Below are 19,297 nucleotides of genomic sequence, written 5' to 3'. Positions count from 1 at the left end.
TTTTTTTTTTTTTTTTTTTTTTTCGTATCAGCTCAATGCTCCTTTGGCATTACCTACTCGGCTACATGAGCACCTATACTAAGCGTCTACCAATTCCGCCACCCAGCCGTTCCCCGCCAGCGGCTAATTTTAATATGCCAGCGGGTCTTAGTTATAACTTTAATGCTGTATATCCTTGTCATCTTAACTCCCCTTCAATCTCCTGCATGACGTTCATCGTCGGTAAATGTGCTTCGTGTGTTGGATCTATATTAGGGTCGACCTCTCTTAGCAAGCCGGTAATGACCTCAGCTACTTTCGCCTCGTTGTTAATTGGCGTTCGGTCAGTATCGATCGCTTGAATGAGTCTGGCAATAATGGCTCCTACACTATCCAGCGGTACCCTATAACCTTTCACGTAGTATTTAAGCAACCGAAGCATTGAACCACCGGCATCCTCATTCCTAACAGGGCTTCTGTACACAAGTCTTTTTGCAGCCAGATCCACGTAAAACCTGTCATCGCAGTAAGAATCATACCGCGCAATACCGGATTCATTATAGGAAGCTCCTATTACAGCACAGCATACCGTGTAATCAAAGCTGTTACTTACGTCCTCCATCTTGTCAAAGACCCACCTGTGAATTACCTGTATGGTTGTCTTACCTTTTATGGTCAGGGCATTATCTGTTTTAATTATATCTTCTGGATCATCTGTAAGCAATCCAGCGATCACTAAAGCAATTTCTTTTGAGGGTACAAACACATCCACGTCATGGACGGGTTCTCCGGCTACCACCGATCTCAGGTATCCACCGCCTACAAATATCTTCCCTACCCACTGCGAATCTATCATTAGAGCTTTTAAGTTTTTAGGTAGGAACCTTAAAGCCTGATATAAATCTCTTGAATCTAATTTCATTGTTATTGTTTTACAGGTGCCACACTCTCTTTATTACGATCCATACAAAAATTAGTATAGCAACAATTCTTAATATCACAGCAATCCTTCTCATGTGAACTGCATTTTAATATCGTAAACCAGGCAGTGCAATATTGAGCCGTAGGCTTTCCTGTTTTGCAGGATGTATAGCTTTTCATACAGTGCAATGCCGTGGAAGTTTGCCCAACGGTATATACGTTCTGGGTTCAAGCTGTGAGTTTCTGCGATTACTTTCGCGGCTTTAGCCTGCAGCATCATTTCATCGTACCCCCTAACTGTCAGGGTTGACGGGTGTTTGATTGCTTGTTCGTATTCCACGCTGGGCATAATATTTTGAAATTTTGTGGTTAAATTAGCCTGGGGAACTGAATCCCCAGGCTTTTGGGTTTTATAAAAAGGAGAGTTTTTATATGTCGTCGTCATCATCGTCGTCCTCGTCATCACTGATTAACTCTGCAAAGGCTTCTTTGGCAGCTACCTTGCTGAAGCCACCGAGCTCTTCACCATCCTTAGTTTTCAGGATCGCTGTCAGGGCTGCTGCCACGCCGTTGCTACCTTTATCATAGGGAAAGAAGTCACACTGTACGGCTCCGTAACATCCTGCGAAGATTTCATCCTTTTCAAAGATGGGCTTGCCGCCTTTTGCATTCAGGACGGTCGGGCGGTCCTTACTGGTTACACTAATCAGCCAGTGGTCAGCGGTGATTGGATCCGCAACTTCCTCACCGTCTATGATGACGGTACGTTCGTCGCCGTCAGACAGACAGGATTTCAGGTTCTTCTTAGGGATCACGCCCTTCCAGTTTTTGCATTTCTCTTTGCCGCGTTCTTTCGCAGCTTCAATAGCCGCATCAATCTTGGCCTTAGCCTTTTTATCATTCTTCGGGATCATGAGCAGGACGCTATACTTAGGCTCCTGGTCATTATCCTTACCCGCCCACGGTTCAAACGCGTGCAGGTGACGGAACCGGCCCGGGCCGATTACAACGTCTCTGGTTAATTCTACTTCTGCCATTTTTGGGGTTTTAAAAATTTAAAAAATCTATGTTTAATTGGGTTGAGTACTTATGCTGTCACGGCCTTTACTGCCCACATGGCCGCTTCTTCCAATGCTGTCTGAGCCAATGCTATCAGCCGCAGCTTTTCTCCGCTTAATGCTTGAAATTGCGCTGGTGACTGGTTGTAAGTTTTAGACGCCTCGTCATTCCTGATAGCCTGTAGCTTATCAATCAGAGCGGCCGTATCGTTTTTGATCTGATCGACAACGCTGTCTGCCGACGGGTTAAAAGTTGTTCTTACCCGCATCTGGCCAAGAGACTGGCCTCCATTTTCTGTTGACATTGTATTTAAGATTTACTCTGTTATAAAATCCGCGAACGCTTCTTTGGCTGGCTTCTTTTTGCCCCCCTTTACGTAGGGTTCACGTGTGTCTGAAATATCCACGAGGGTAGGAGCGCCATCAGGCTTTGCTGTGTACGGTCCGACCAGTATGTTGAATTGTTCCTTGCCAAGCAATTTTTCCAGTCCGCCGATACCGACCAGGGTCTTGTTGAAAATATCATCATCAGCATACTTGTGTTTCTTTAGTATCTCAGCGATCTTTTCTGGTTTCGTGTAGAACCGGTTGCTCCGGCCAGCGACAACCTTAAATCCCGGCCACTGCTTTCCCTCATTCACGGCTTGTTCAAGCGCGTATTTCTCGACCGCTGTAATCCAGCTTTTTATAGGCCCACCTTTTTCCAGCACCTCAGCCACCTCTGAATCTTTCATAAGATTGGCTTTCAGGTAGTCATATTTTGTGATACCCATGCTGTATTCCATCCGGGTTTTGCAGGTTGCGTAAACTTTGCAGAAACGGCAGTGGTCGCCAGCGCAGAACTCGCCCTTACCATCCCATGCCATCTTTGCTTTCGGCATCACGTCCTGCTTTCCCCATTTTTTAAGAGAAGGAACAGAGATCGTAAATTCAGGGAAGTTGTCCATCCGCGGCTGGTAAATGTTCAGGCTTACGTTATCGATCTTGTAGGCATAATCGTACTCACTCAATGCGCCCAGCCCATACAGTTTAAGTTGGCTGTTTTCGTGGGCTTCAACCTTTACACCGGCTCCATACTTCAGGTCAATCAGGTATAACCAACCGCCGCCAATTATAATAACGTCACCTGTCCCGAATCCGCCGGCTACATAATCTGAGTAATCCAGGCGCTGCTCAATCTGGATGATCGCGGTCGGGTCCACTGCCTGAACTTCTACGAATTTGGAAAAGACAAACATGGCGTAGTCGTCTGCATAGTCATGTAGTTCCTTACAGTAGTGCTCGGACTTCTTGATCTTCTTTAATTCGACCTGGAATTTCTGGTCGCTGATCCACCCCATTTTCAGCCGGATGATCCACTCCCCGAGAGAGTGAGCCAACGTACCTTCATCCGCATAGCGTGATGTAGACTCCGGCAGCAGGCTTTCCAGTCTCGCGGATGGTGGGCAGGCCATCCATCTGGATGCACCTGACGCGGATAGTATTGCGTGCGCTCGTGCCACTAGAGGTCGTCGAGTTTATCCCAGAACTCTTGATACTTTTCTTCATCCAGGTCGTCGGTAGAATCAGCACCCAGCTTTTTCAGAAGCTGTTTCACTTCATACTTCTTACCATCCTCCCTTGCGATTTTGATCGCTTTGGCTTTCAGGTCCTTCAGTTCAATGCCGGATCCGCTTTCTTCGCCATCAGCATCTTCGTCATCCTCTTCAGGCTCAGGATCTGCTTTCTTGGTTGCCTTGCTCGCCCTAGCTTTAGTAGCCCTAGCTGGTTTTTCATCAGGCTCTGTCTTTTTAGTTTCTTTGACCGGTGCTTCCTGCCCGGCCATTTTCCCGGACAGTTCTGCAATCGCAGCTGCCAGTTCCTCTGCGTTGTCCGCAGTTACGTGTAAGTCGATCTTTGTCATATAAAATTTGGGTTTTAATACAGTTCTTTATCCTGCTGTATAGATAGCAGGGTCGTCTCTTCCTCTTCAATTACGCCGTCATCTTTCAGTAAGCTGAATAACACCTTAGCAACCCGTTGGGCTTCTGCCGCTGCTCCTTTATAATAATATTGCATTGCTACCGGCAGGCTTTTATCCTTACTTTTTTTATGGTACTCGTCACACCGGTAGATGATGGCATGGTAGAACTTCTTTATGTGTTCCTGGCTCATGCGAAGATTTGTTTTTCGGTGAACCCTTTTTCTTTGTAGTACTGGACGGCTGCAAACAAAGTCAGCCGGTCAGAGTCACGGCGTACCAGATCACGCACTGCAACCTGGCTCACATCCAACACCGCAGCCAGACCCAGAGAAAACTGGTTATCTGTTGCGATTAAATCCTTTATTTTTTGAGATAGTTTCATTATATATTTATCTTTGCGTTTTGCTAGGGTATTTACTACTACCGATTGTGAGTACAAATATATACTGAAAAAACAGTAGTAAACAGTATAACACTGTTAAAATTTTGTTAATGAATTTTTATGAACAAGGACGACATAAAAGCCTTTCGTGTTCAGCACGGTCTTACGCAGAAGCAACTGGCTACTGTGTTGGGGAGGTCTATAAAAACGATCCAGGGTTGGGAGATAGGCGCAAAAATCCCTGACCACGTAGCTATGAGCCTAAATATGTACGCTGCTGAGAAGAAAGCCAACAACGACTTTGACGATAACGCGCTCAAAGAACTGCACGATATAATAAGCAGGCAGGCTCGGGCTATCGAATCCCTTACAGAAACGAATCGCACGTTAGCTGGTCAATTAGTTAATATAAATTCTAAAGATGGATAAGAAAAAAAGTACTGAAAAATCAGTATCTCCTGCTAAAAAGAAAGTAACCAACCCGCGCCGGGCCGGATCCAGTGACATGAAAACAACGCATCCGGAGATATCTGAACGGTTTAAGAAGTTTGTACACGACTCAGGGCTTACCTACAATGATCTGCAGGATGTACTGGGCATAAAAAAATCCACGCTACATTCGTATGCGCAGGGTAGGGCTACTCCGGGCATCTATCTTCTACAACAACTAAATGTTAAATTCGGGGTTTCGTACGATTACATGATCGATGGCGTGGATTCCAGCACTAATATTATAGATATACTATCGCAGATTGAAAACCTGAAGCTGGCTATAAAAAAGCTTAAAGTTACTGGTCGTTTTTCGTGAAAACCATGCTCGTTCCGTAGCTGGTTGTAACGTCCATCCTGCTACCATTCACAACGCAAGTACGATACTGGCCTTTGCTGAGTACCAGGTAATATTCGTTCCCGGATTTCAGGTAGGTAAAACTTTGGCCGCCCACGTACCAATCCGCTTTTGGCTTTGTTGTGTCGCTGGTAAACCAATAGTCGGTTCTCCCCGTGCTGTCTGATTGAAAGGTCATAGTTTCTTCAACCCAATAACCCTTCCATGCAAAACCTTTTTCGTCCAGGTACTTTGCTGTCCATGTGTGTTCTTTATAAAAATCCTCCCATGGCTTGTCTTTTTTGCAGGCTGTTAGTAACGCAATCGCAATCATCAGTGCTGTTAGTTTTTTCATGACATAAAAAATTTATGGTTAACCAACTCCTGTGCGTTCTGGGTTGGCGTTATACAAATATAGCGAAAGAAACTATCCTCCGTTTTATGCCCCGTAATTAGCATAATATTCCGTGCTGGAATACCTGCTATATAGGCGTTCGTAGCAAAGGACCTGCGGGCAGTGTGTGTTTTTACCAGCTCGAATTTTGGCTGTTGTACAAGCCGGACTGTTCCGTCCTCCATTTTCCTTTCGACCGATACACGTTCTCTTATGCCGGCTTTAGCTGCCAGCTTCTTTAGTATCTGGTTACACCATTGGATTGACGGGGTAGCGGGTAGCTCTCCACCCCAGCGGTCGAAGATACTTTGTACCTCCGGGTGCATAGGGATGACTACTTGGCGGTTTCTCTTTTTAGTGAGTATGTTTATAAGCTGGCCCTTTAAATGGGCCTCAGACAGCCTGGAATACTCTGAGAAGCGCAATCCTGTCCTGTAGCCAATACGGAACCGGTCTTTTATTATCTCTTCGGTTCCTGTGCATTTCAGTTTCGAAAATAGGTCCAGTTCTGCGGGGTTCAGGTATATCATAATCTGCGTAATTTGAATAGGTGAATCTTCAGGTTTAACGCCAGTAGTCCTGTCTTTTTAGGGAGGTCCGGTCGTGCCTGCATCAGCCGATTATATTCAAGCTTGTTACCGATTAAAGGCGCCCATTTGATTGGTAGATTGGCGTATTGTTCCCAGAAGTAGGCTTTATCTTCTGCGGATTTCCGGCTTTGCTGCAGGAGCTCAGACAGTTCAGTCATGATGACAGCTACTTTTTTAAAGTATTTCTTCAGTTTCTTGAAGTGGTATTCCCTGAGTAGCTGCTTGCCGTAAATGATATCCTGCAACTCATAATTGAGATTTAGGTCATCAGCTATTTTTGAGATATTAAATATGCCGATGTTAAGAATATCCATGAGCGCCTGGGATTCCCGTGGTAGCACGCTTACTTCCTTTGCAGCCAAATCCTCAGCCGGAAATTTTATGTACTTGTCAGGGATGGTCCCGCGGGTTCGCCATGTCTGCACTGCTCTGTCTGAAATGTCGTGCATGGTTTTCAGTTCTGCTGCTATTTGTTCATCAAATTTCATAATGCGATTTTATACAGGTTCTTAAATTTTTCTTTCAGGTACTGTCCCAGGCCCTGTATCCGGGTCGTCATATCCAGCCCTCTTTCCTGCTCATAGGTTTGCAGGGCGTACAACTGCTGCTCGGTTACATGGTCCCCTAGAATCGTGGCTATTTCTACCAGGGCTTCAAAGGGATCCGTGGCTTTCAGGGATCTGTAGGCGGCAAGAAACTCACGGATCCGTGCTTCTGAATGTATGGCTTGTAGTTTACGCGTCACCTTCTTTTTATTTTCAATTCCCGGTACTTATTTATCAGACTCCACATTGTTCTGTGGACTTTAAGGGGTGGGGTGTAGGGAAGGGTTTCCCAACTTCATATTTAACCATAATTCGCGTTTTTAGCTGTTACAAATTTAGTGTCATTTTATATACACTTTTCGATATATTTGTGTGGCCGAACATTGTGGATTGCTTTCTACCCTGGATTAAGTTCCGATGTTTTTGTTAACACCACCACAACATTTCAGCCCTCATAGCTTTAGTTAACTCTAAATTAGAATCGATAAGTTTTTTCATGCGAGTAAGAGCTTGTTTGAAGGTTGGTTGAATTTCAGCCCAATCGCTTGCAAACAGATAGCGCCATTCGAGACCATGTAAATCCGACCATAAGTGATATAACGCGGGAAATATTCTACGCCCGAAAAACCCGTAGTCAAACCCAAGAGCCTGCATATAATCTGAACTTTCATGCTTAAACGCCCTGCCAATATTTCCTAGTAAACACCCGACCGTATTGCAAACCGGGGTTGACTTATGTAAGTACTCATAGCACCCGTATTTACGCATATTAAAGTCTCTCTCGATTTCGGGATAATATGCTGCAAACTCAATTAGTTTTTTGTATGCGATTTTCAGGTTTGCTATTGTGATTTCTTTGTCTGTCATGCTTCATTCTTTTTTGTGGTTAATTACTTATACAAATCAGGTGCACGTCCTGTGTAGCTGTCTGAAATTTTATCTCCGTGTTTATGATCGCCTGAGCTGCCCACTGTTCGATTTTCCCGTCCGTATAGTCGGGCCAGTGCCGTTTACTCAATTCTGGGAGCGTTCCGGTGCAGGAAAACCAGGTTTTGGATTCCTGTTTGCGATAGAATGCTATGAAGGTTTTGTTACCTGTTCTCGGCTGTACGTGGGTTGCTGGCTGCTTGTAGGTCCTTCCAACAACTGGTTTCGCCTGGACCTGTTCGAATAAGTTTGTCTGCATATTTTGTAGTTTTACTTTCCATTAAATACTGTTTCAAAATCCATTGTTTCCAGGTCTACGGGTTGGCCCTGTTCGTCTGCTTTAGCCAGGGCATGATCGATAGCTGCCCATATCGCCCGGACTTTACAATACGCATGGTCCGGTCCGAAATACATTTCAAGAAAAATGCTTCCTGGCTGCCGGCTAATCCAGTTGTTAAACCGTTTTTCTATAAGCCCGTAAACATCGCTATCTGGTTGCCGAATTTCTTGTATCAGGGCTTCTGTATAAAGGAGTAACATTTCTTAAAATTTATTTGTGCTTAATTATACTTCCACTCCGGTTATTTCAAAGAATATTTTCTTATCGAAATTTGGAAGGGTAGTAAAATGCTTTTTATTATCATCTGACAGGTTCTGCCAGAAGTTAGCCCATGCTTCTTTCAGGGGGATAGATTTTGTATAACCTTTCGATGCTTCGTACTTCGGGTTTGCTTCTCTTTCCTCTTTTGTCATAGCAGACCAAGGAACCCAGATAGTAGGGTCTATATTGCCCATTAACTTATACGCGGGATGATTTTCCCACTCCCTTGCGGACATCTCACTGGGCTTATTGAATAGGGGTATTTTAGGATCATTGTCGGTGCAAAACGCTCCGCTGTTCCTGTAGCCGCTGTTACTGTCGCCGCTGTTACTGTCGCCGCTGTTCCTGTAGCCGCTGTTACTGTCGCCGCTGTTCCAGTTGCCGCTGTTCCAGTTGCCGCTGTTACTGTCGCCGCTGTTCCTGTCGCCGCTGTTCCAGTTGCCGCTGTTCCTGTAGCCGCTGTTACTGTAGCCGCTGTTCCTGTAGCCGCTGTTACTGTCGCCGCTGTTACTGTCGCCGCTGTTACTGTCGCCGCTGTTACTGTAGCCGCTGTTCCTGTCGCCGCTGTTCCTGTCGCCGCTGTTTGAATGGCCGGTATTATTAGAACCGGTATTAGCAATTTTCAAAACTTCATCCCAAGGCACTTCCCGAATGAAAACGATTTTATCCGTCACGCTTTTATCTTCGTGGTCAATTACATTTCCAAGGGCTTCAATCTCAAAAACCCGGTTTTCTGTTTTAAATTCATAGTAATTAAAGCAGTGTTGCGCCTGCTTACAGAAGTGGAAACCGGCATTACATGGAGATAGTCTATTTTCATGTACGAACTCTTTATTCAATTCGTATTGAAAGCCTCTGCACTGCATATTGCTGTCTGTTACCTTATAACCTTTTACAGGTTCTTTTTTGCTTTTTGACATTTCTTTTAAATTTATTTGTGATTAAAAAATAGTTCCCGTCTTACTATCGCTGTAACTTGCTGCCCATTGCAGGACGGGATCCGGCGCTATCTCAGATAAAATAATTCCCGGTTACTAGGCACTACGGGTTTCCCGTTCATTAGAAATACGTCGTAATCCCCTGCACCTGCCCTGCGGGCCTGTTCGTAAAACTGTTCATAGTCCCAGGTCCCGGGCAACCGTTTTCGGACGCCTAGTTTAGGGTTTACTGTTATGCCGGTACTTAATCCGATAGCTGCAAAACCCCGGCTTTTCTCTTCGGGTTTGAACTTTCTTAGTGGAAAAAATCCCCGGTTCAGATACATAAAAGGTTTCATGGTGTTGTTTTTTGGTTAGTTCCCGCGTCCGGTATTGCTCCGGCTGGCTGCTCATTGCAGGGCGGGAAAGGTTTGGTTAATAACTTATTTTACTTCCAGGTTACGCGGAATACCGCAACTATGCTTTCGTTGTCCAGGTCCGGCACAAACGGGGAGTGATAACCGTAAAAGCTTATACCTTGCTCGTAATTGCATTGCAAAACCAGGGTATTGCCTTTAAATATATACTGCTTTGTTGTCTGTTTCATTGTTATTTAATTATCTTGATAAAAATGCGTTCCAGCTGCCGGGATAGTGCAAGCCCTGGATATATGCGAGGCTGTACTGTTTTACCTTCTCACCTTTGTATTTCTTTATAATATTGTGATACAGGTGTTGTCCCTTGTTTTGGGCCGCTGACAGTTCTACGAATTGTCGGACGGTTACGCCCTTAAAAGCATAGCAAGCCCCGTCTTTTCGCATTACGACTTCTAAACATCTGTTTTCCCTGTCGTATTGTGCGAACGCTGCAAAACTCTGCTCATGAAAAAAGATTCGTTTCATATTTAAATTTTTGTGGTTAGGCCAATGCGCGGGTATCGCTCCCGCTTCGCTCCCTTGCTGCCTTGGCGTGCTTTTATTTGAACTGTATGTTTTCGATTATACGTTCCACAACATCCCATAAATTAGGCCCCTCGCTTTCCGTGGTTAATTCCTCTGTCCTGTGCATCAACCATGTTTCGAATATCACGTTGTCAAAGTTTTCGGGCTGTGTATATTCAGTAGCCCAGGTTCCTGGGTTGTTAGAATAAAAAGAAACAAAACCGCTTCGGCCGGTGTGCCTCTCCCTAATTAGATTCTGAAAACCGATATCGTTTTTTGCCGCGTCTCTTATATCGTTTCTAATTACTAAGCTTTTAAAAGTAGCTATGCAAACAAGATTGTCCGATCTGAAATTATATTCCCGCGGGCTGTCAACTGCTTTATATGTTATTTCAATGCCATATTTAGTAAGAACATCCTGATTTAACTTTATCCAGTATTCCAAATAATCCTGTGCAATTAATTTTTGCATTTGCTCCCAATCTACTTGGTTATATTCCTGTTCTGTTAGGTAGTAATGATTTGGGTCGCTTCCCACCATACCTTCTAAATGATATGCTGGGTCGATTATGGAATGATAAAAACCTGGAAACCTCGGTAGATTAAATTCAAGTTTCATGCTTCAAATTTTTGTGGTTAGTTCCCGCGTCCGGTTTCGCTCTGGATTGACTAATCTATTAGCGCGGGAAATGTCGGTTATAACAAGCCTGCATCGCTGAAACTAAAGTACCCGTTATCGCTTGTATAAATTATGTGATCAAACAGGCGTATTTGCAGTATATCGCCCGCCTCTTTAATGAGCTTTGTTATATTCCTATCTGCTGTGCTGGGTTGTAAATTCCCTGACGGGTGGTTGTGTGAAATCATAATACCTGTTGTGCCTGGGGTATTCAAAGCAATCGTATAAACCATCCTTACGTCAACAACGGTTCCTGTCATCCCTCCCTTACTAAGACGGTACCAGCCTATCAGGTGGCTTGAATTACTAATACATAGTAGTATAGTTTCCTCCTGCCATAGTACGGTATCTTCGTCATACATTTGTTTCAACACTTCATATGCTTCCTTTGAACTGAGTATGGGCACCTGTTCGCCGGCTTCAATTGTCAGTTTTAAACTGATTTTCGGGACTTTAAATTTTTCTGTCATCTTACTTTATTTTTTTTGCGGTTAAAAATTTGTATTATCTTTGTGGCTTGAAACCTAAATTTTTGTGGTTAAAAATTTGTGTTTAAAAGGGGCCGGCTTCTAAACCGGCTCCCTTCTTTTTAACCACTATTTAAAGATTTTTCCGTCCTCTGTAAACCGGTTTTCCTCGTTTTCCAGCTGTTCTGTAATAAATTCGTCGGAGTAAATCCAGTCTGTTATTTCACCCTCGGCTATCCTGTATTCGTCAGCAAGCCCCCTAAATAACTTTATAATTGAACGCCCGTAGGTGCTTTCAGGAAATCATAAATACCCGCTAAAATTTGATTGTCGTAGTAAGTGCCGGTTAGCACACAATCATCTGTGCGCGTAAAGGCCCTGCTTATATAGTTCACCTTAGCTCCTGAATACGTCCTGCTACATTTCAGCACAAAGCAGGCGGGTATGTTTCCTATAGTTGCGGGCCTAACTATCGATTTTATAAATTCAGGTTTAAATAACGCATTGTAATAGTTATTAATTAACCATTTATAAGCCCTTACGCCTGTTAGGTCTATCACTCTGTCGTTTATCTGTCCTGTGTCTACGTTCTTATATTTTGTTGTGCTGATACCAAATAACGCTAATGCAGCATTGTAACTATTAATCAGGTCCTCATAATAATCTGTCATATCTGCGCGTTCGTTCTGCCGCCTGCGGTCGGTTATGGCCTGCGCCCTGCTTTCCGGACTTAGTTCCGAAAACTTGTAAATCGTTAACATAATTATTTCCATGATCTAAATTTTGTGGTTAGTTCCCGCTCCGGTTTCGCTCCGGCTGTGATACTCTTAGTATCGCGGGAATTTTGGGTTTTAGGCCGTTACTATTGTTTTCGCGTATCTAATCCGCGCCGCGAAAATTGCCCTGTTAACGTTTACAAGACTTTCGCCGGCGTGCTGCAATAACCAATCCGCGCGGACAGCACCAATCTTGGATAGGTCTATTTTATTGGCGTCCGCAAATCGCGCGGTGCCTGGTTCACAGTTTCCGCCGGCGCGGCTGTCCTCAACGCTAACGAAAATCCTATTTAGGGGAATATCCGCGGCCCTGTTCTGTAGGCTTTCGTTAATCCTGCTGCTTTTAAGCGTATTTGCAGATGCCATCCTGCGCCCGCGTACATATTCTCGCGCTTGTTCTGCGCTCTTAAATCTATCGTCTTTAGCAACGTGGTAACCTTTAATCAGCCAGCCCTTTACTTTAATTAGTTTAAAATGTTGTTTTTGACCCCGGCCCTCGAACCAAAAACATTCGTATTCGCGGGGTCCCAGTTTGTTGGTTAGGGTGGTCCAAATCCCGCCGACCTCGCGCGTGTTGTATAATTCCACCCATGAATAACTAACTGCTACAAGCCCATAGGTTTCCCGACCCTTAAAGCGGCCTGCATACGAACTACGCTTATTGTGACTAGCAAAATATAGATGGTCAGGTAAACTAACCTCCTTAACTTCTCCCATGCTATACCCCGAACTAGGCAGGGATTTGGCTATGTTATAGGCTTTGCTGCGGGCTGCAGCCAGCCAGTATTCGGATTCGTTTAAAGGTTCGTTACGGGTGGCGCGGATGGCGCGAACGGACTTTAATTCCTCGTATTCAGCCAGCCAGCTGCGGCGTTTACATGCGGCTCTTAGGTCCTTTACCTTCTTTTCGAGCAAAGCGACCTTTTGTAAGTGGTCATGATTAGGTTTCATGCTTCAAATTTTTGTGGTTAAAATGCTAACGGTTGTTAGTTTAATTTTTGCAGGGCGGGAATTTTGGGTTTTTATAGGTTATCTGTTTTTATGTATTCTATAATATTGTCTATGCTTGGCTTTGACATCAGGGTTTTGTTTCCTCCATACCAGTTAGTCATTTTCATTTCGCCGTACGGGTAAAACTCATAAGCCTGTACCCTATAATCTTTAAAAAACCTCGAATGCGCGGGGTAATTAATATAGTGCGTTTCGGTATCGTATAGCTTACGTTTTGTTTCTACAAAAAACCTGTCTATAAAAACGGCTGGCAAATTCTTAAAGTCTATTTCTGCTTTTATTTCCATGCCTTTTTTAAAGAATGTGATTTGCAGTTCTCGTTTATGAAAATCGTTTTTTATGTCAATCCGGTATGGGGCGGGTATATCTTTGTGGCCTTCACCTGCGTAACCAACTTTTATATTTTCCTGATCGACTTCGTTATCTTTAAACAGGGCGCAAAAATTGTGGAAGTCGTCAAATTCTAAGGATAGCCATTTATCGAATACAGATAATCGACTACAAACCGGATGATTCAAAAAATATTCCGCTTCTATTTTCTGGTCGGCTTCGGCTTGCTTGATCTGTCTTTTAAGTTCCGCAATCTTTTCGGATGTTGTCTTTGTCATAATCTTAAATTTTTGTGGTTAAAAATGGTTCCCGTCTTACTATCGCTGTAACTGGCTGCTGATTGCAGGGCGGGAATTGGTGTTTTAGGCTATAAAAATTTTAGTTCCGTATTTGTGGCAAGTCTAATAAACTCGCTGTGTACATATACGCCGGCTTCCCCTTTTATGTATAACATGCAGGGCTGGACATCCGGTTGACCCGGCCAAGCCCCCCAATTGCTACAATGTGCTACCCTCCAGCCGGATGCGGTTAACAGGTCGTTGGCTATCTTATACTGCCTAGCCTTGTCGGGGTGGCTTGCGACTATTAATATGGCATTAGCCTCTTGGGAGGGGTTAGGTATTGTCTGCGCGGCTATGCTTTTAATACTGGTACGGGCAATCTTAGCCGTTTTATCATCCTTATTCTTTATACTCTCTTCGAGTATTAGCAGCAGGTCGCGGAGGTCGGATATCATCTTCAAGTCGTCCATTTCTTCAAATTTTTGTGGTTAAAAATGGTTCCCGCCTTACTATCGCTGTAACGGTGCTGTTCTTTACAGGGCGGGAATTTTGGGTTTTAGGTTAATATGTAAGAAATATGTAATCTTCTATTTCTTCAGCTGTCCAAGTTGGGTGCTGGTTTTTTACCATTGCGGCAATATCCTCATCGGTTGTAGGTATATGTTCACGGTGGCAGCCGGCTGCAAATAGCAGGCTTGTAACTGCGATACAAGCGGCAGCGATAATAATATTCATTCTGTCAATAGGGTGTAATTTCTGTGTCATAACTTAAATTTTTGTGGTTAAAATTATTATACAACGAAGATAAGGTATTTATACACGCAAATCCAAATATATTTTTGTAACGTTGTTGCGTTTTCTTCTGTATTGCAGTACTGGTGCGGCTTTCAGTCCAGAAAATAATTTTTAGGATGGTATAAATCCGTGTAAATGTGTTGTACGGATCACCCGCGTAATGAACCGCGGGCGCGGTTTTCTTTAGAATATGGGTTGTTGGCGGGGTGGGATAGGGACGGCACGGGTTTTAATTTTATAGTCTTTAAAACGTCCTTCCGTGTTAACATTTTACCGGCTGTGTCTGCTGCTTTAACGGCTTCCGAAAATATAGCATAAAAGTTATCCGCGCTATCCACTATTATTTTATTACAGGTTTTCCCAGCGGACGTTATCCGATACTCTTTTTTAGACTTAAGATTTAATCTACTGTCTATGTATCCGAGTTCTAACAAAGCGTTCAGGGACCTATCAGCACCCGCCCAATATGTAGCACCTATTTTTATAAGGTCAGCGCGCGTTAGCCACCTATCGAGCATCAAAAGCGCGTAAAATACGCGGTAGTCGTTTTGCTTTAATCCCGTTTTTTCACCCACATAATAGCGCAATACACGGGAATTATATATCATAAATCTGGTTTTGTCGAGTCTCACGATAGAAAGATATTTAGATATTACCATTTAAATAAATCCATGTAGTTAAGGATTCAGGTATTTGTGGGGGTCATAGTTCGGAAAAGTTAGACGCGTCAAACAATTTTGCTAGCCAAACCCCGCCATCCTGCAGCCTGGAAACTGCCATCCTGCAGCCTGGAAACTGCCATTTGTCGCATGCAAAGGCCCAACCAGCGCACCCGCAGGACCGGACCGCACCCGCTGGACCTAAGATTATAACACTCTTTCACTTTTATACATTTGTGAAACTGCAAAGCATTAATTACCAGCAACTTAATATCAAAGTTTCTCTTTCTCCCTGCAATCCTGCCAGAGCGGCAGACTATTTTTATATAATTCAGCCATTCGCCAGCCTGAAAATGCTTTTTAGTTACCGGCAGCACAGGCCTACCTAATAAGCGATCCATATTCAAAAATGAGATTTGAAAAAGGCGACCCACCCCGTCCGGGATTTCCGTTTTCCCTTTCGCGATCGACCCCGGGTTCTATAATACAAGGTCCAGGAATCCGGACTCGTAGGAACCCCAAAACCTTTTGATTTTTACTTCCAGGAACCCCAAAACCTTTTGATTTTTACTTCCAGGAATCCCAAAACCTTTTGATTTTTACTTACCAGAAAAAGCTCAAAAAAGGCAGAAAACGGCTCAAAAAAGGCAGAAAATTAGAAAAATGGGGTGGAGTATGATAAAAATAGAAACTCCACGTCATACTCCACGCTGATACTCCACTTAACTATCTATATATCATAGTATTAACAGTACTGGAGTATCAAAATAGCAATATATAGACATAAATGCTATTATCCTAAAATGGGGGTAAAACCGCCTAAAATAAAGTTCTATAGAAAATTGTGGTTTTGAAACTCCACCCCTCCAAACTAATTGGTATTCAGTTAATTAAGTGGTGGAGTATCAGAAACTCCACTAAAAATTTTTTGGATTTGTGTAAGGCTAAAATTCGATTTTTTACGTGCAAGCATCAGTCATTTTCGTATCACCAAAATCGCGCTCAAAAACATCCACCCCTAATTACCCAAGTCCAAGCACCCAAGTCCAATTACCTAAGTCCAATTACCCAAGTCCAATTACCCATCCCCCAATCACCCATTTTTAACCAATGAAAAGCTGCCCTATGTAGTACATAGATCAGCCCTGGCATCCGGATTTCCCGTACACCAAAAAGCAAGTAGTTTACCCGACCCGTATAAAATATTTGTTTTTGATTCCAGCCTGGCCTAATTTTGATACCGAGTATGAAAGCTAGAAACGGACACTACATCGTATCGCTCGAATCGACTTACAATGAGAAGTCAGCAGGCGGGCTGATCCTTGACACAACCTATAACCCGAATGAACACGCCCGGGTAGTAGGAACCGTGGTTGCCATACCCGATGCTGGTGGCCATGCCGGAATTGAAGTCGGGGACGAAGTGGCCATGTCCTACATGGTTGTTTCTGCCCGGGGGTCAGTCCAGGACCTGATGACCGTGTTTCATGAAGAGGCGCCAATCAACCCCTACCTGACCCAATGGTCCAACCATGCAGGTGAGAAGCTGCAACGGATATACCATCCCGGCGGGAAGTTCAGCGGCCGGCACATGGTCCCATCACCGACTGCACAGGGCTCGTATGTGGTTGCGGACTCGTTTGACGGCCCTGAGCGGCCTTTTAAGGACTGGCTTGGGAAGTTCCTCTTCCAGAACCCGGATGCCCAGGATAGCCACGAAAGGCTGTTTATTGTGGATGGTAAGCAGTACTGGATAGCACCAGCAGAAGAGATCCATGCTTTTATCCCATCCACTAAAACCCCACACCCCACACAACCCCCCATGCCAAAACCACATTACAAGTCAAGGAGGTTGTCTAAATCATCCCGTGAACCAGCATCCCCTACCAACCCAATCACCCCGGTAGAGGGGACGCTGCTGTGCACCCCACCAGACAGGACAGTTTTTCAGAAGGCTGGGAACGAGTGGATCAAGGTTGTGCATGGAGAGCTGGCAGGTAGTTGGGTTTATACAGATACCCGTAAAGCCCCTGAATACGAGTACTGGGGAAGCAAGTACCTGGTTGTAGAGGTGGACCGCTGCCATGCAGTTGCAGCCAGTAGACCAGAAGAAAAGAAATCTGAGCTCAGTATATAGCCAGAATCCATAACGCGTAACGCATAACTCGTGATATAAGAAGCTAGATTCCCGATTTTTAGTTGTTTTAAGTTTAAAGCCCCGCTTGTTCTCAGGCTGGGCTACATTTTTTCTACACCCCATCAGTAAAATCTCAGTAATCGTCGTATAAATAATTTAGCATTTCTGTATAAATACATTAACTTTGGCTACACAAGCAACAGTAAACCCGAACAGATGGATATACAGGCATACCATAGCAGGATCAGGTTTTTAATCGATAAGGCGCAGGGTGGGTATTTTAACCCATCCGAGATCGATACAGCTATTGACATGGCTTCCCTCAGTCTGTTTAACAGTTTCGACAAGGTTTATGGGAAAAATACGAGCGCGGTTGAAGCGCTGGCGCCGTTCAAGGTAGACGGAGAGTGGGTGCAGGCTGACGCGACCGGGACCCTCACAACCGCGCAGCCATCGATCCGGCTGTTGTCAGCAACCGTAAAACCGTTTATAGCCAGTCAGAGCCGTTACCGTGGCGTCAAGATCGTGAATGAGGATGAGCTATCACCCCGGCTGGAATCGCAGGTCCGTAAAGTGGACAGCGCCTATCCCGTGTTGGTTGTGCTGGGAGGGTCCCGTTACCAGATGTATCCGAACGAACCTATAGCCGTAAGGGTTTCCTACTTGCGTAGGCCGATGGTCCCTGTGTTCAACTATACACTGGAAGCAGGCAGCCAGGTTGTATTCAACCCGGTCGGATCTGTAGCGCCCGAATGGTCAGATGTGTTGGCTGATGCCGTCATTGTACGCGCGATAGCTGTGTTGGGCGTGAACCTGGATAGCCAGTTTCTGGCTTCCCTGGGCGCAGGGTTCTGGCAGGAGCAGCAAACAGTAACTCAAAATTAAACCGAGATGTCAACGAAGTACAGCCTGGCCGAACAAGTGATGTTCATGCTTCACGCTTCAGATCCGAGTATCGGGTCTGGAACGGATGTCAGGGATGTGATGGTATTGATCGGGCAGCTGTGTAACCAGCAGATAAAAGCCGAGTATTATTCAATTGACATCTCTCAGCACGGGGCTGAATCCAGGCCTTTGATATCCGGGTCTTACGAAAACGTACCAGTTTCCCCTTACAAGAACGTATGTCGCATAGCGTTACCGGTTATGCCGGTCCGTCTGCCGATGGGCCAGGGTGTGTGGGAGGTCCGCCCATCTAGCGATCTGGCCGACAGTTTTTCCTTCATCCCCATTCCCCCGGGCGCCTGGAATCTGCGGGAAGGCTTTGATATGCTGAATGACGCTATCGGGCAGGTAGGCTATATGTTGGAGGGAACCTGGTTATATACAACCCAGGATATACTCGCTGCGGGTGTCACCCACGTAGACATGAAGCTTATTGTCGTGGATATCAACAGCCTGAGTGACTACGAGCAGCTGCCAATTCCACCGGACACAGAAGCCGAGGTTATTACGCAGGCTTTCAACATACTTGCTCATAAGCTGCCGACCGATAATAAGGTCGATAGCGCTAAAGACTACCCGGCATGACAAAGTACATAACACTCGACAGGATCGTAAAAAGCGCGCTGCTGGACCGTGGGTTGTCGGTCCATTGGTATTTCAAGTACATGAAATTCGCGACAGAGTGCCTGCGGGAGATGCGCTTTGATACGCTGGGGGTAATTGAAACCTCGGTTATCACCGTTCCCGGCACGCAGGAAATACAGCTGCCAGATAACGTGATTAAGATAAAAGACGTAACAGATGAAAAGGATGAATGCCTGTGTGACGGCTGGATTTTTGACTGTGATACGAGAATCCTGTCTCTGAACGTAACGCCGGGAACGCAGGTTAAGATCAAAGTAATTACAGATGGCACGCGCGCCAATTCAGCGACAGAAGTGGATTCGAGAGCCCAGCGGGCGATTGAGCGATATATTATCTGGCAGAATAGCCAGGGCAGGGACAACAGGGGATCCGCTGAGGGCAGGCACTTCTTCAGGGAGTATGAGATACTGAGAGCCCGGCGCAGTGACCTGGAAGCAAAAGATTTTTACATAAGATGACAGGGATACACAGCATGTGAGATGACAGGGATAAACCCAGATTAACCAGTATAAATCCAGATTAACCAGT

32 protein-coding genes are annotated in these 19,297 nt (G+C 44.8%); 6 read left to right on the top strand and 26 right to left on the bottom strand.

Annotated features, from left to right (window positions below):
* Positions 1–178: 178 nt before the first annotated feature.
* The 8 genes from ACYVI9_RS16215 to ACYVI9_RS16180 form a co-directional block, all read right to left on the bottom strand.
* Positions 179–901, bottom strand: coding sequence for a hypothetical protein (locus tag ACYVI9_RS16215; RefSeq protein WP_460766586.1), 723 nt, complete (start codon positions 899–901; stop codon positions 179–181).
* Between the two features lie 90 nt (positions 902–991).
* Complete coding sequence (locus tag ACYVI9_RS16210; RefSeq protein WP_460766583.1) at positions 992–1,348, bottom strand: hypothetical protein; 357 nt, start codon at positions 1,346–1,348, stop codon at positions 992–994.
* A complete protein-coding gene (locus ACYVI9_RS16205) occupies positions 1,329–1,937 on the bottom strand; it encodes an ssDNA-binding protein (RefSeq protein ID WP_460766581.1) in 609 nt (202 codons plus the stop codon). Before ACYVI9_RS16205 ends, ACYVI9_RS16210 begins: the two co-directional genes overlap by 20 nt.
* A gap of 50 nt (positions 1,938–1,987) precedes the next feature.
* Entirely contained in the window at positions 1,988–2,263 is a 276-nt protein-coding gene (locus tag ACYVI9_RS16200) for an Acb2/Tad1 domain-containing protein (protein WP_460766579.1), read from the bottom strand.
* 12 nt (positions 2,264–2,275) lie between these two features.
* The gene (locus ACYVI9_RS16195) at positions 2,276–3,460 is read right to left on the bottom strand and encodes a DUF2800 domain-containing protein (protein WP_460766576.1); all 1,185 of its coding nucleotides are present in this window, start codon (positions 3,458–3,460) and stop codon (positions 2,276–2,278) included.
* Positions 3,460–3,861 (bottom strand): hypothetical protein, encoded by a 402-nt coding sequence (locus ACYVI9_RS16190; RefSeq protein ID WP_460766574.1) that lies wholly within the window; start codon positions 3,859–3,861, stop codon positions 3,460–3,462. Before ACYVI9_RS16190 ends, ACYVI9_RS16195 begins: the two co-directional genes overlap by 1 nt.
* A 14-nt stretch (positions 3,862–3,875) precedes the next feature.
* Positions 3,876–4,112, bottom strand: coding sequence for a hypothetical protein (locus tag ACYVI9_RS16185; protein ID WP_460766572.1), 237 nt, complete (start codon positions 4,110–4,112; stop codon positions 3,876–3,878).
* Complete coding sequence (locus ACYVI9_RS16180; RefSeq protein WP_460766569.1) at positions 4,109–4,303, bottom strand: hypothetical protein; 195 nt, start codon at positions 4,301–4,303, stop codon at positions 4,109–4,111. The genes ACYVI9_RS16185 and ACYVI9_RS16180 overlap by 4 nt, the downstream gene beginning before the upstream one ends.
* Positions 4,304–4,423: 120 nt before the next feature.
* Here ACYVI9_RS16180 and ACYVI9_RS16175 point away from each other — a divergent pair, with 120 nt between their 5' ends.
* A complete protein-coding gene (locus tag ACYVI9_RS16175; protein WP_460766566.1) occupies positions 4,424–4,732 on the top strand; it encodes a helix-turn-helix domain-containing protein in 309 nt (102 codons plus the stop codon).
* Positions 4,725–5,111, top strand: a complete 387-nt coding sequence (locus ACYVI9_RS16170) for a helix-turn-helix domain-containing protein (protein ID WP_460766564.1) — start codon at positions 4,725–4,727, stop codon at positions 5,109–5,111. The genes ACYVI9_RS16175 and ACYVI9_RS16170 overlap by 8 nt, the downstream gene beginning before the upstream one ends.
* Here the strand turns inward: ACYVI9_RS16170 and ACYVI9_RS16165 are convergent.
* The 18 genes from ACYVI9_RS16165 to ACYVI9_RS16080 all read right to left on the bottom strand — a co-directional run bounded on the left by ACYVI9_RS16165 (position 5,092) and on the right by ACYVI9_RS16080 (position 14,991).
* The gene (locus ACYVI9_RS16165) at positions 5,092–5,484 is read right to left on the bottom strand and encodes a hypothetical protein (RefSeq protein ID WP_460766561.1); all 393 of its coding nucleotides are present in this window, start codon (positions 5,482–5,484) and stop codon (positions 5,092–5,094) included. The genes ACYVI9_RS16170 and ACYVI9_RS16165 overlap by 20 nt on opposite strands.
* Positions 5,481–6,053 carry a tyrosine-type recombinase/integrase gene (locus ACYVI9_RS16160; RefSeq protein ID WP_460766558.1) on the bottom strand — a complete coding sequence of 191 codons (573 nt, stop codon included), beginning with the start codon at positions 6,051–6,053 and terminating at the stop codon, positions 5,481–5,483. The genes ACYVI9_RS16165 and ACYVI9_RS16160 overlap by 4 nt, the downstream gene beginning before the upstream one ends.
* Positions 6,050–6,601, bottom strand: a complete 552-nt coding sequence (locus tag ACYVI9_RS16155) for a hypothetical protein (RefSeq protein ID WP_460766555.1) — start codon at positions 6,599–6,601, stop codon at positions 6,050–6,052. Before ACYVI9_RS16155 ends, ACYVI9_RS16160 begins: the two co-directional genes overlap by 4 nt.
* Entirely contained in the window at positions 6,598–6,858 is a 261-nt protein-coding gene (locus ACYVI9_RS16150; RefSeq protein WP_460766552.1) for a hypothetical protein, read from the bottom strand. Before ACYVI9_RS16150 ends, ACYVI9_RS16155 begins: the two co-directional genes overlap by 4 nt.
* Positions 6,859–7,084: 226 nt before the next feature.
* Entirely contained in the window at positions 7,085–7,525 is a 441-nt protein-coding gene (locus ACYVI9_RS16145; protein WP_460766549.1) for a hypothetical protein, read from the bottom strand.
* Between the two features lie 330 nt (positions 7,526–7,855).
* Positions 7,856–8,125 (bottom strand): hypothetical protein, encoded by a 270-nt coding sequence (locus ACYVI9_RS16140; RefSeq protein ID WP_460766546.1) that lies wholly within the window; start codon positions 8,123–8,125, stop codon positions 7,856–7,858.
* 24 nt (positions 8,126–8,149) lie between these two features.
* Positions 8,150–9,106, bottom strand: coding sequence for a DUF7666 domain-containing protein (locus ACYVI9_RS16135; protein ID WP_460766543.1), 957 nt, complete (start codon positions 9,104–9,106; stop codon positions 8,150–8,152).
* Between the two features lie 86 nt (positions 9,107–9,192).
* The gene (locus ACYVI9_RS16130) at positions 9,193–9,462 is read right to left on the bottom strand and encodes a hypothetical protein (RefSeq protein ID WP_460766540.1); all 270 of its coding nucleotides are present in this window, start codon (positions 9,460–9,462) and stop codon (positions 9,193–9,195) included.
* Between the two features lie 89 nt (positions 9,463–9,551).
* Positions 9,552–9,710 (bottom strand): hypothetical protein, encoded by a 159-nt coding sequence (locus ACYVI9_RS16125; protein WP_460766537.1) that lies wholly within the window; start codon positions 9,708–9,710, stop codon positions 9,552–9,554.
* A 10-nt stretch (positions 9,711–9,720) separates the two neighbouring features.
* A complete protein-coding gene (locus tag ACYVI9_RS16120; protein ID WP_460766534.1) occupies positions 9,721–10,005 on the bottom strand; it encodes a KTSC domain-containing protein in 285 nt (94 codons plus the stop codon).
* A gap of 73 nt (positions 10,006–10,078) precedes the next feature.
* Positions 10,079–10,663, bottom strand: a complete 585-nt coding sequence (locus ACYVI9_RS16115; protein ID WP_460766531.1) for a hypothetical protein — start codon at positions 10,661–10,663, stop codon at positions 10,079–10,081.
* 77 nt (positions 10,664–10,740) lie between these two features.
* Complete coding sequence (locus ACYVI9_RS16110) at positions 10,741–11,193, bottom strand: JAB domain-containing protein (RefSeq protein ID WP_460766528.1); 453 nt, start codon at positions 11,191–11,193, stop codon at positions 10,741–10,743.
* A 266-nt stretch (positions 11,194–11,459) separates the two neighbouring features.
* Positions 11,460–11,963 (bottom strand): hypothetical protein, encoded by a 504-nt coding sequence (locus ACYVI9_RS16105; RefSeq protein ID WP_460766526.1) that lies wholly within the window; start codon positions 11,961–11,963, stop codon positions 11,460–11,462.
* Positions 11,964–12,041: 78 nt separating this feature from the next.
* Positions 12,042–12,917 carry a hypothetical protein gene (locus tag ACYVI9_RS16100; RefSeq protein WP_460766523.1) on the bottom strand — a complete coding sequence of 292 codons (876 nt, stop codon included), beginning with the start codon at positions 12,915–12,917 and terminating at the stop codon, positions 12,042–12,044.
* A gap of 71 nt (positions 12,918–12,988) precedes the next feature.
* A complete protein-coding gene (locus ACYVI9_RS16095) occupies positions 12,989–13,585 on the bottom strand; it encodes a hypothetical protein (RefSeq protein ID WP_460766521.1) in 597 nt (198 codons plus the stop codon).
* A gap of 89 nt (positions 13,586–13,674) precedes the next feature.
* Positions 13,675–14,058: a hypothetical protein gene (locus ACYVI9_RS16090; protein ID WP_460766518.1), complete on the bottom strand. Its 384-nt coding sequence runs from the start codon at positions 14,056–14,058 to the stop codon at positions 13,675–13,677.
* A gap of 91 nt (positions 14,059–14,149) precedes the next feature.
* Complete coding sequence (locus ACYVI9_RS16085; RefSeq protein WP_460766515.1) at positions 14,150–14,353, bottom strand: hypothetical protein; 204 nt, start codon at positions 14,351–14,353, stop codon at positions 14,150–14,152.
* A gap of 179 nt (positions 14,354–14,532) precedes the next feature.
* A complete protein-coding gene (locus ACYVI9_RS16080; RefSeq protein WP_460766513.1) occupies positions 14,533–14,991 on the bottom strand; it encodes a hypothetical protein in 459 nt (152 codons plus the stop codon).
* 1,297 nt (positions 14,992–16,288) lie between these two features.
* Here ACYVI9_RS16080 and ACYVI9_RS16075 point away from each other — a divergent pair.
* The 4 genes from ACYVI9_RS16075 (at position 16,289) to ACYVI9_RS16060 (ending at position 19,227) form a co-directional block, all read left to right on the top strand.
* Entirely contained in the window at positions 16,289–17,179 is an 891-nt protein-coding gene (locus tag ACYVI9_RS16075; RefSeq protein WP_460766510.1) for a hypothetical protein, read from the top strand.
* A 216-nt stretch (positions 17,180–17,395) separates the two neighbouring features.
* Complete coding sequence (locus ACYVI9_RS16070; RefSeq protein WP_460766507.1) at positions 17,396–18,064, top strand: hypothetical protein; 669 nt, start codon at positions 17,396–17,398, stop codon at positions 18,062–18,064.
* Positions 18,065–18,070: 6 nt separating this feature from the next.
* Positions 18,071–18,709, top strand: coding sequence for a hypothetical protein (locus ACYVI9_RS16065; RefSeq protein ID WP_460766506.1), 639 nt, complete (start codon positions 18,071–18,073; stop codon positions 18,707–18,709).
* Positions 18,706–19,227: a hypothetical protein gene (locus tag ACYVI9_RS16060; RefSeq protein ID WP_460766504.1), complete on the top strand. Its 522-nt coding sequence runs from the start codon at positions 18,706–18,708 to the stop codon at positions 19,225–19,227. The genes ACYVI9_RS16065 and ACYVI9_RS16060 overlap by 4 nt, the downstream gene beginning before the upstream one ends.
* The last annotated feature ends 70 nt before the right edge of the window (positions 19,228–19,297 follow it).

It is taken from the genome of Niabella terrae (assembly GCF_054783135.1).
The sequence above is the reverse complement of the archived record's forward strand: the minus strand, read 5'-3'. Positions and strand labels throughout refer to the sequence as shown.

Bases quoted from the DNA above. Each gene is read 5' to 3' on its own strand.
- ACYVI9_RS16200 (WP_460766579.1), bottom strand. From the start codon at position 2,263: ATGTCAACAGAAAATGGAGGCCAGTCTCTTGGCCAGATGCGGGTAAGA.
- ACYVI9_RS16210 (WP_460766583.1), bottom strand. From the start codon at position 1,348: ATGATGACGACGACATATAAAAACTCTCCTTTTTATAAAACCCAAAAG.
- ACYVI9_RS16215 (WP_460766586.1), bottom strand. From the start codon at position 901: ATGAAATTAGATTCAAGAGATTTATATCAGGCTTTAAGGTTCCTACCT.
- ACYVI9_RS16190 (WP_460766574.1), bottom strand. From the start codon at position 3,861: ATGACAAAGATCGACTTACACGTAACTGCGGACAACGCAGAGGAACTG.
- ACYVI9_RS16130 (WP_460766540.1), bottom strand. From the start codon at position 9,462: ATGAAACCTTTTATGTATCTGAACCGGGGATTTTTTCCACTAAGAAAG.
- ACYVI9_RS16100 (WP_460766523.1), bottom strand. From the start codon at position 12,917: ATGAAACCTAATCATGACCACTTACAAAAGGTCGCTTTGCTCGAAAAG.
- ACYVI9_RS16070 (WP_460766507.1), top strand. From the start codon at position 17,396: ATGGATATACAGGCATACCATAGCAGGATCAGGTTTTTAATCGATAAG.
- ACYVI9_RS16205 (WP_460766581.1), bottom strand. From the start codon at position 1,937: ATGGCAGAAGTAGAATTAACCAGAGACGTTGTAATCGGCCCGGGCCGG.
- ACYVI9_RS16105 (WP_460766526.1), bottom strand. From the start codon at position 11,963: ATGGAAATAATTATGTTAACGATTTACAAGTTTTCGGAACTAAGTCCG.
- ACYVI9_RS16160 (WP_460766558.1), bottom strand. From the start codon at position 6,053: ATGATATACCTGAACCCCGCAGAACTGGACCTATTTTCGAAACTGAAA.
- ACYVI9_RS16170 (WP_460766564.1), top strand. From the start codon at position 4,725: ATGGATAAGAAAAAAAGTACTGAAAAATCAGTATCTCCTGCTAAAAAG.
- ACYVI9_RS16125 (WP_460766537.1), bottom strand. From the start codon at position 9,710: ATGAAACAGACAACAAAGCAGTATATATTTAAAGGCAATACCCTGGTT.
- ACYVI9_RS16135 (WP_460766543.1), bottom strand. From the start codon at position 9,106: ATGTCAAAAAGCAAAAAAGAACCTGTAAAAGGTTATAAGGTAACAGAC.
- ACYVI9_RS16110 (WP_460766528.1), bottom strand. From the start codon at position 11,193: ATGACAGAAAAATTTAAAGTCCCGAAAATCAGTTTAAAACTGACAATT.
- ACYVI9_RS16175 (WP_460766566.1), top strand. From the start codon at position 4,424: ATGAACAAGGACGACATAAAAGCCTTTCGTGTTCAGCACGGTCTTACG.
- ACYVI9_RS16085 (WP_460766515.1), bottom strand. From the start codon at position 14,353: ATGACACAGAAATTACACCCTATTGACAGAATGAATATTATTATCGCT.
- ACYVI9_RS16090 (WP_460766518.1), bottom strand. From the start codon at position 14,058: ATGGACGACTTGAAGATGATATCCGACCTCCGCGACCTGCTGCTAATA.
- ACYVI9_RS16115 (WP_460766531.1), bottom strand. From the start codon at position 10,663: ATGAAACTTGAATTTAATCTACCGAGGTTTCCAGGTTTTTATCATTCC.
- ACYVI9_RS16065 (WP_460766506.1), top strand. From the start codon at position 18,071: ATGTCAACGAAGTACAGCCTGGCCGAACAAGTGATGTTCATGCTTCAC.
- ACYVI9_RS16185 (WP_460766572.1), bottom strand. From the start codon at position 4,112: ATGAGCCAGGAACACATAAAGAAGTTCTACCATGCCATCATCTACCGG.
- ACYVI9_RS16180 (WP_460766569.1), bottom strand. From the start codon at position 4,303: ATGAAACTATCTCAAAAAATAAAGGATTTAATCGCAACAGATAACCAG.
- ACYVI9_RS16155 (WP_460766555.1), bottom strand. From the start codon at position 6,601: ATGAAATTTGATGAACAAATAGCAGCAGAACTGAAAACCATGCACGAC.
- ACYVI9_RS16075 (WP_460766510.1), top strand. From the start codon at position 16,289: ATGAAAGCTAGAAACGGACACTACATCGTATCGCTCGAATCGACTTAC.
- ACYVI9_RS16095 (WP_460766521.1), bottom strand. From the start codon at position 13,585: ATGACAAAGACAACATCCGAAAAGATTGCGGAACTTAAAAGACAGATC.
- ACYVI9_RS16145 (WP_460766549.1), bottom strand. From the start codon at position 7,525: ATGACAGACAAAGAAATCACAATAGCAAACCTGAAAATCGCATACAAA.
- ACYVI9_RS16120 (WP_460766534.1), bottom strand. From the start codon at position 10,005: ATGAAACGAATCTTTTTTCATGAGCAGAGTTTTGCAGCGTTCGCACAA.
- ACYVI9_RS16165 (WP_460766561.1), bottom strand. From the start codon at position 5,484: ATGAAAAAACTAACAGCACTGATGATTGCGATTGCGTTACTAACAGCC.
- ACYVI9_RS16140 (WP_460766546.1), bottom strand. From the start codon at position 8,125: ATGTTACTCCTTTATACAGAAGCCCTGATACAAGAAATTCGGCAACCA.
- ACYVI9_RS16080 (WP_460766513.1), bottom strand. From the start codon at position 14,991: ATGATATATAATTCCCGTGTATTGCGCTATTATGTGGGTGAAAAAACG.
- ACYVI9_RS16060 (WP_460766504.1), top strand. From the start codon at position 18,706: ATGACAAAGTACATAACACTCGACAGGATCGTAAAAAGCGCGCTGCTG.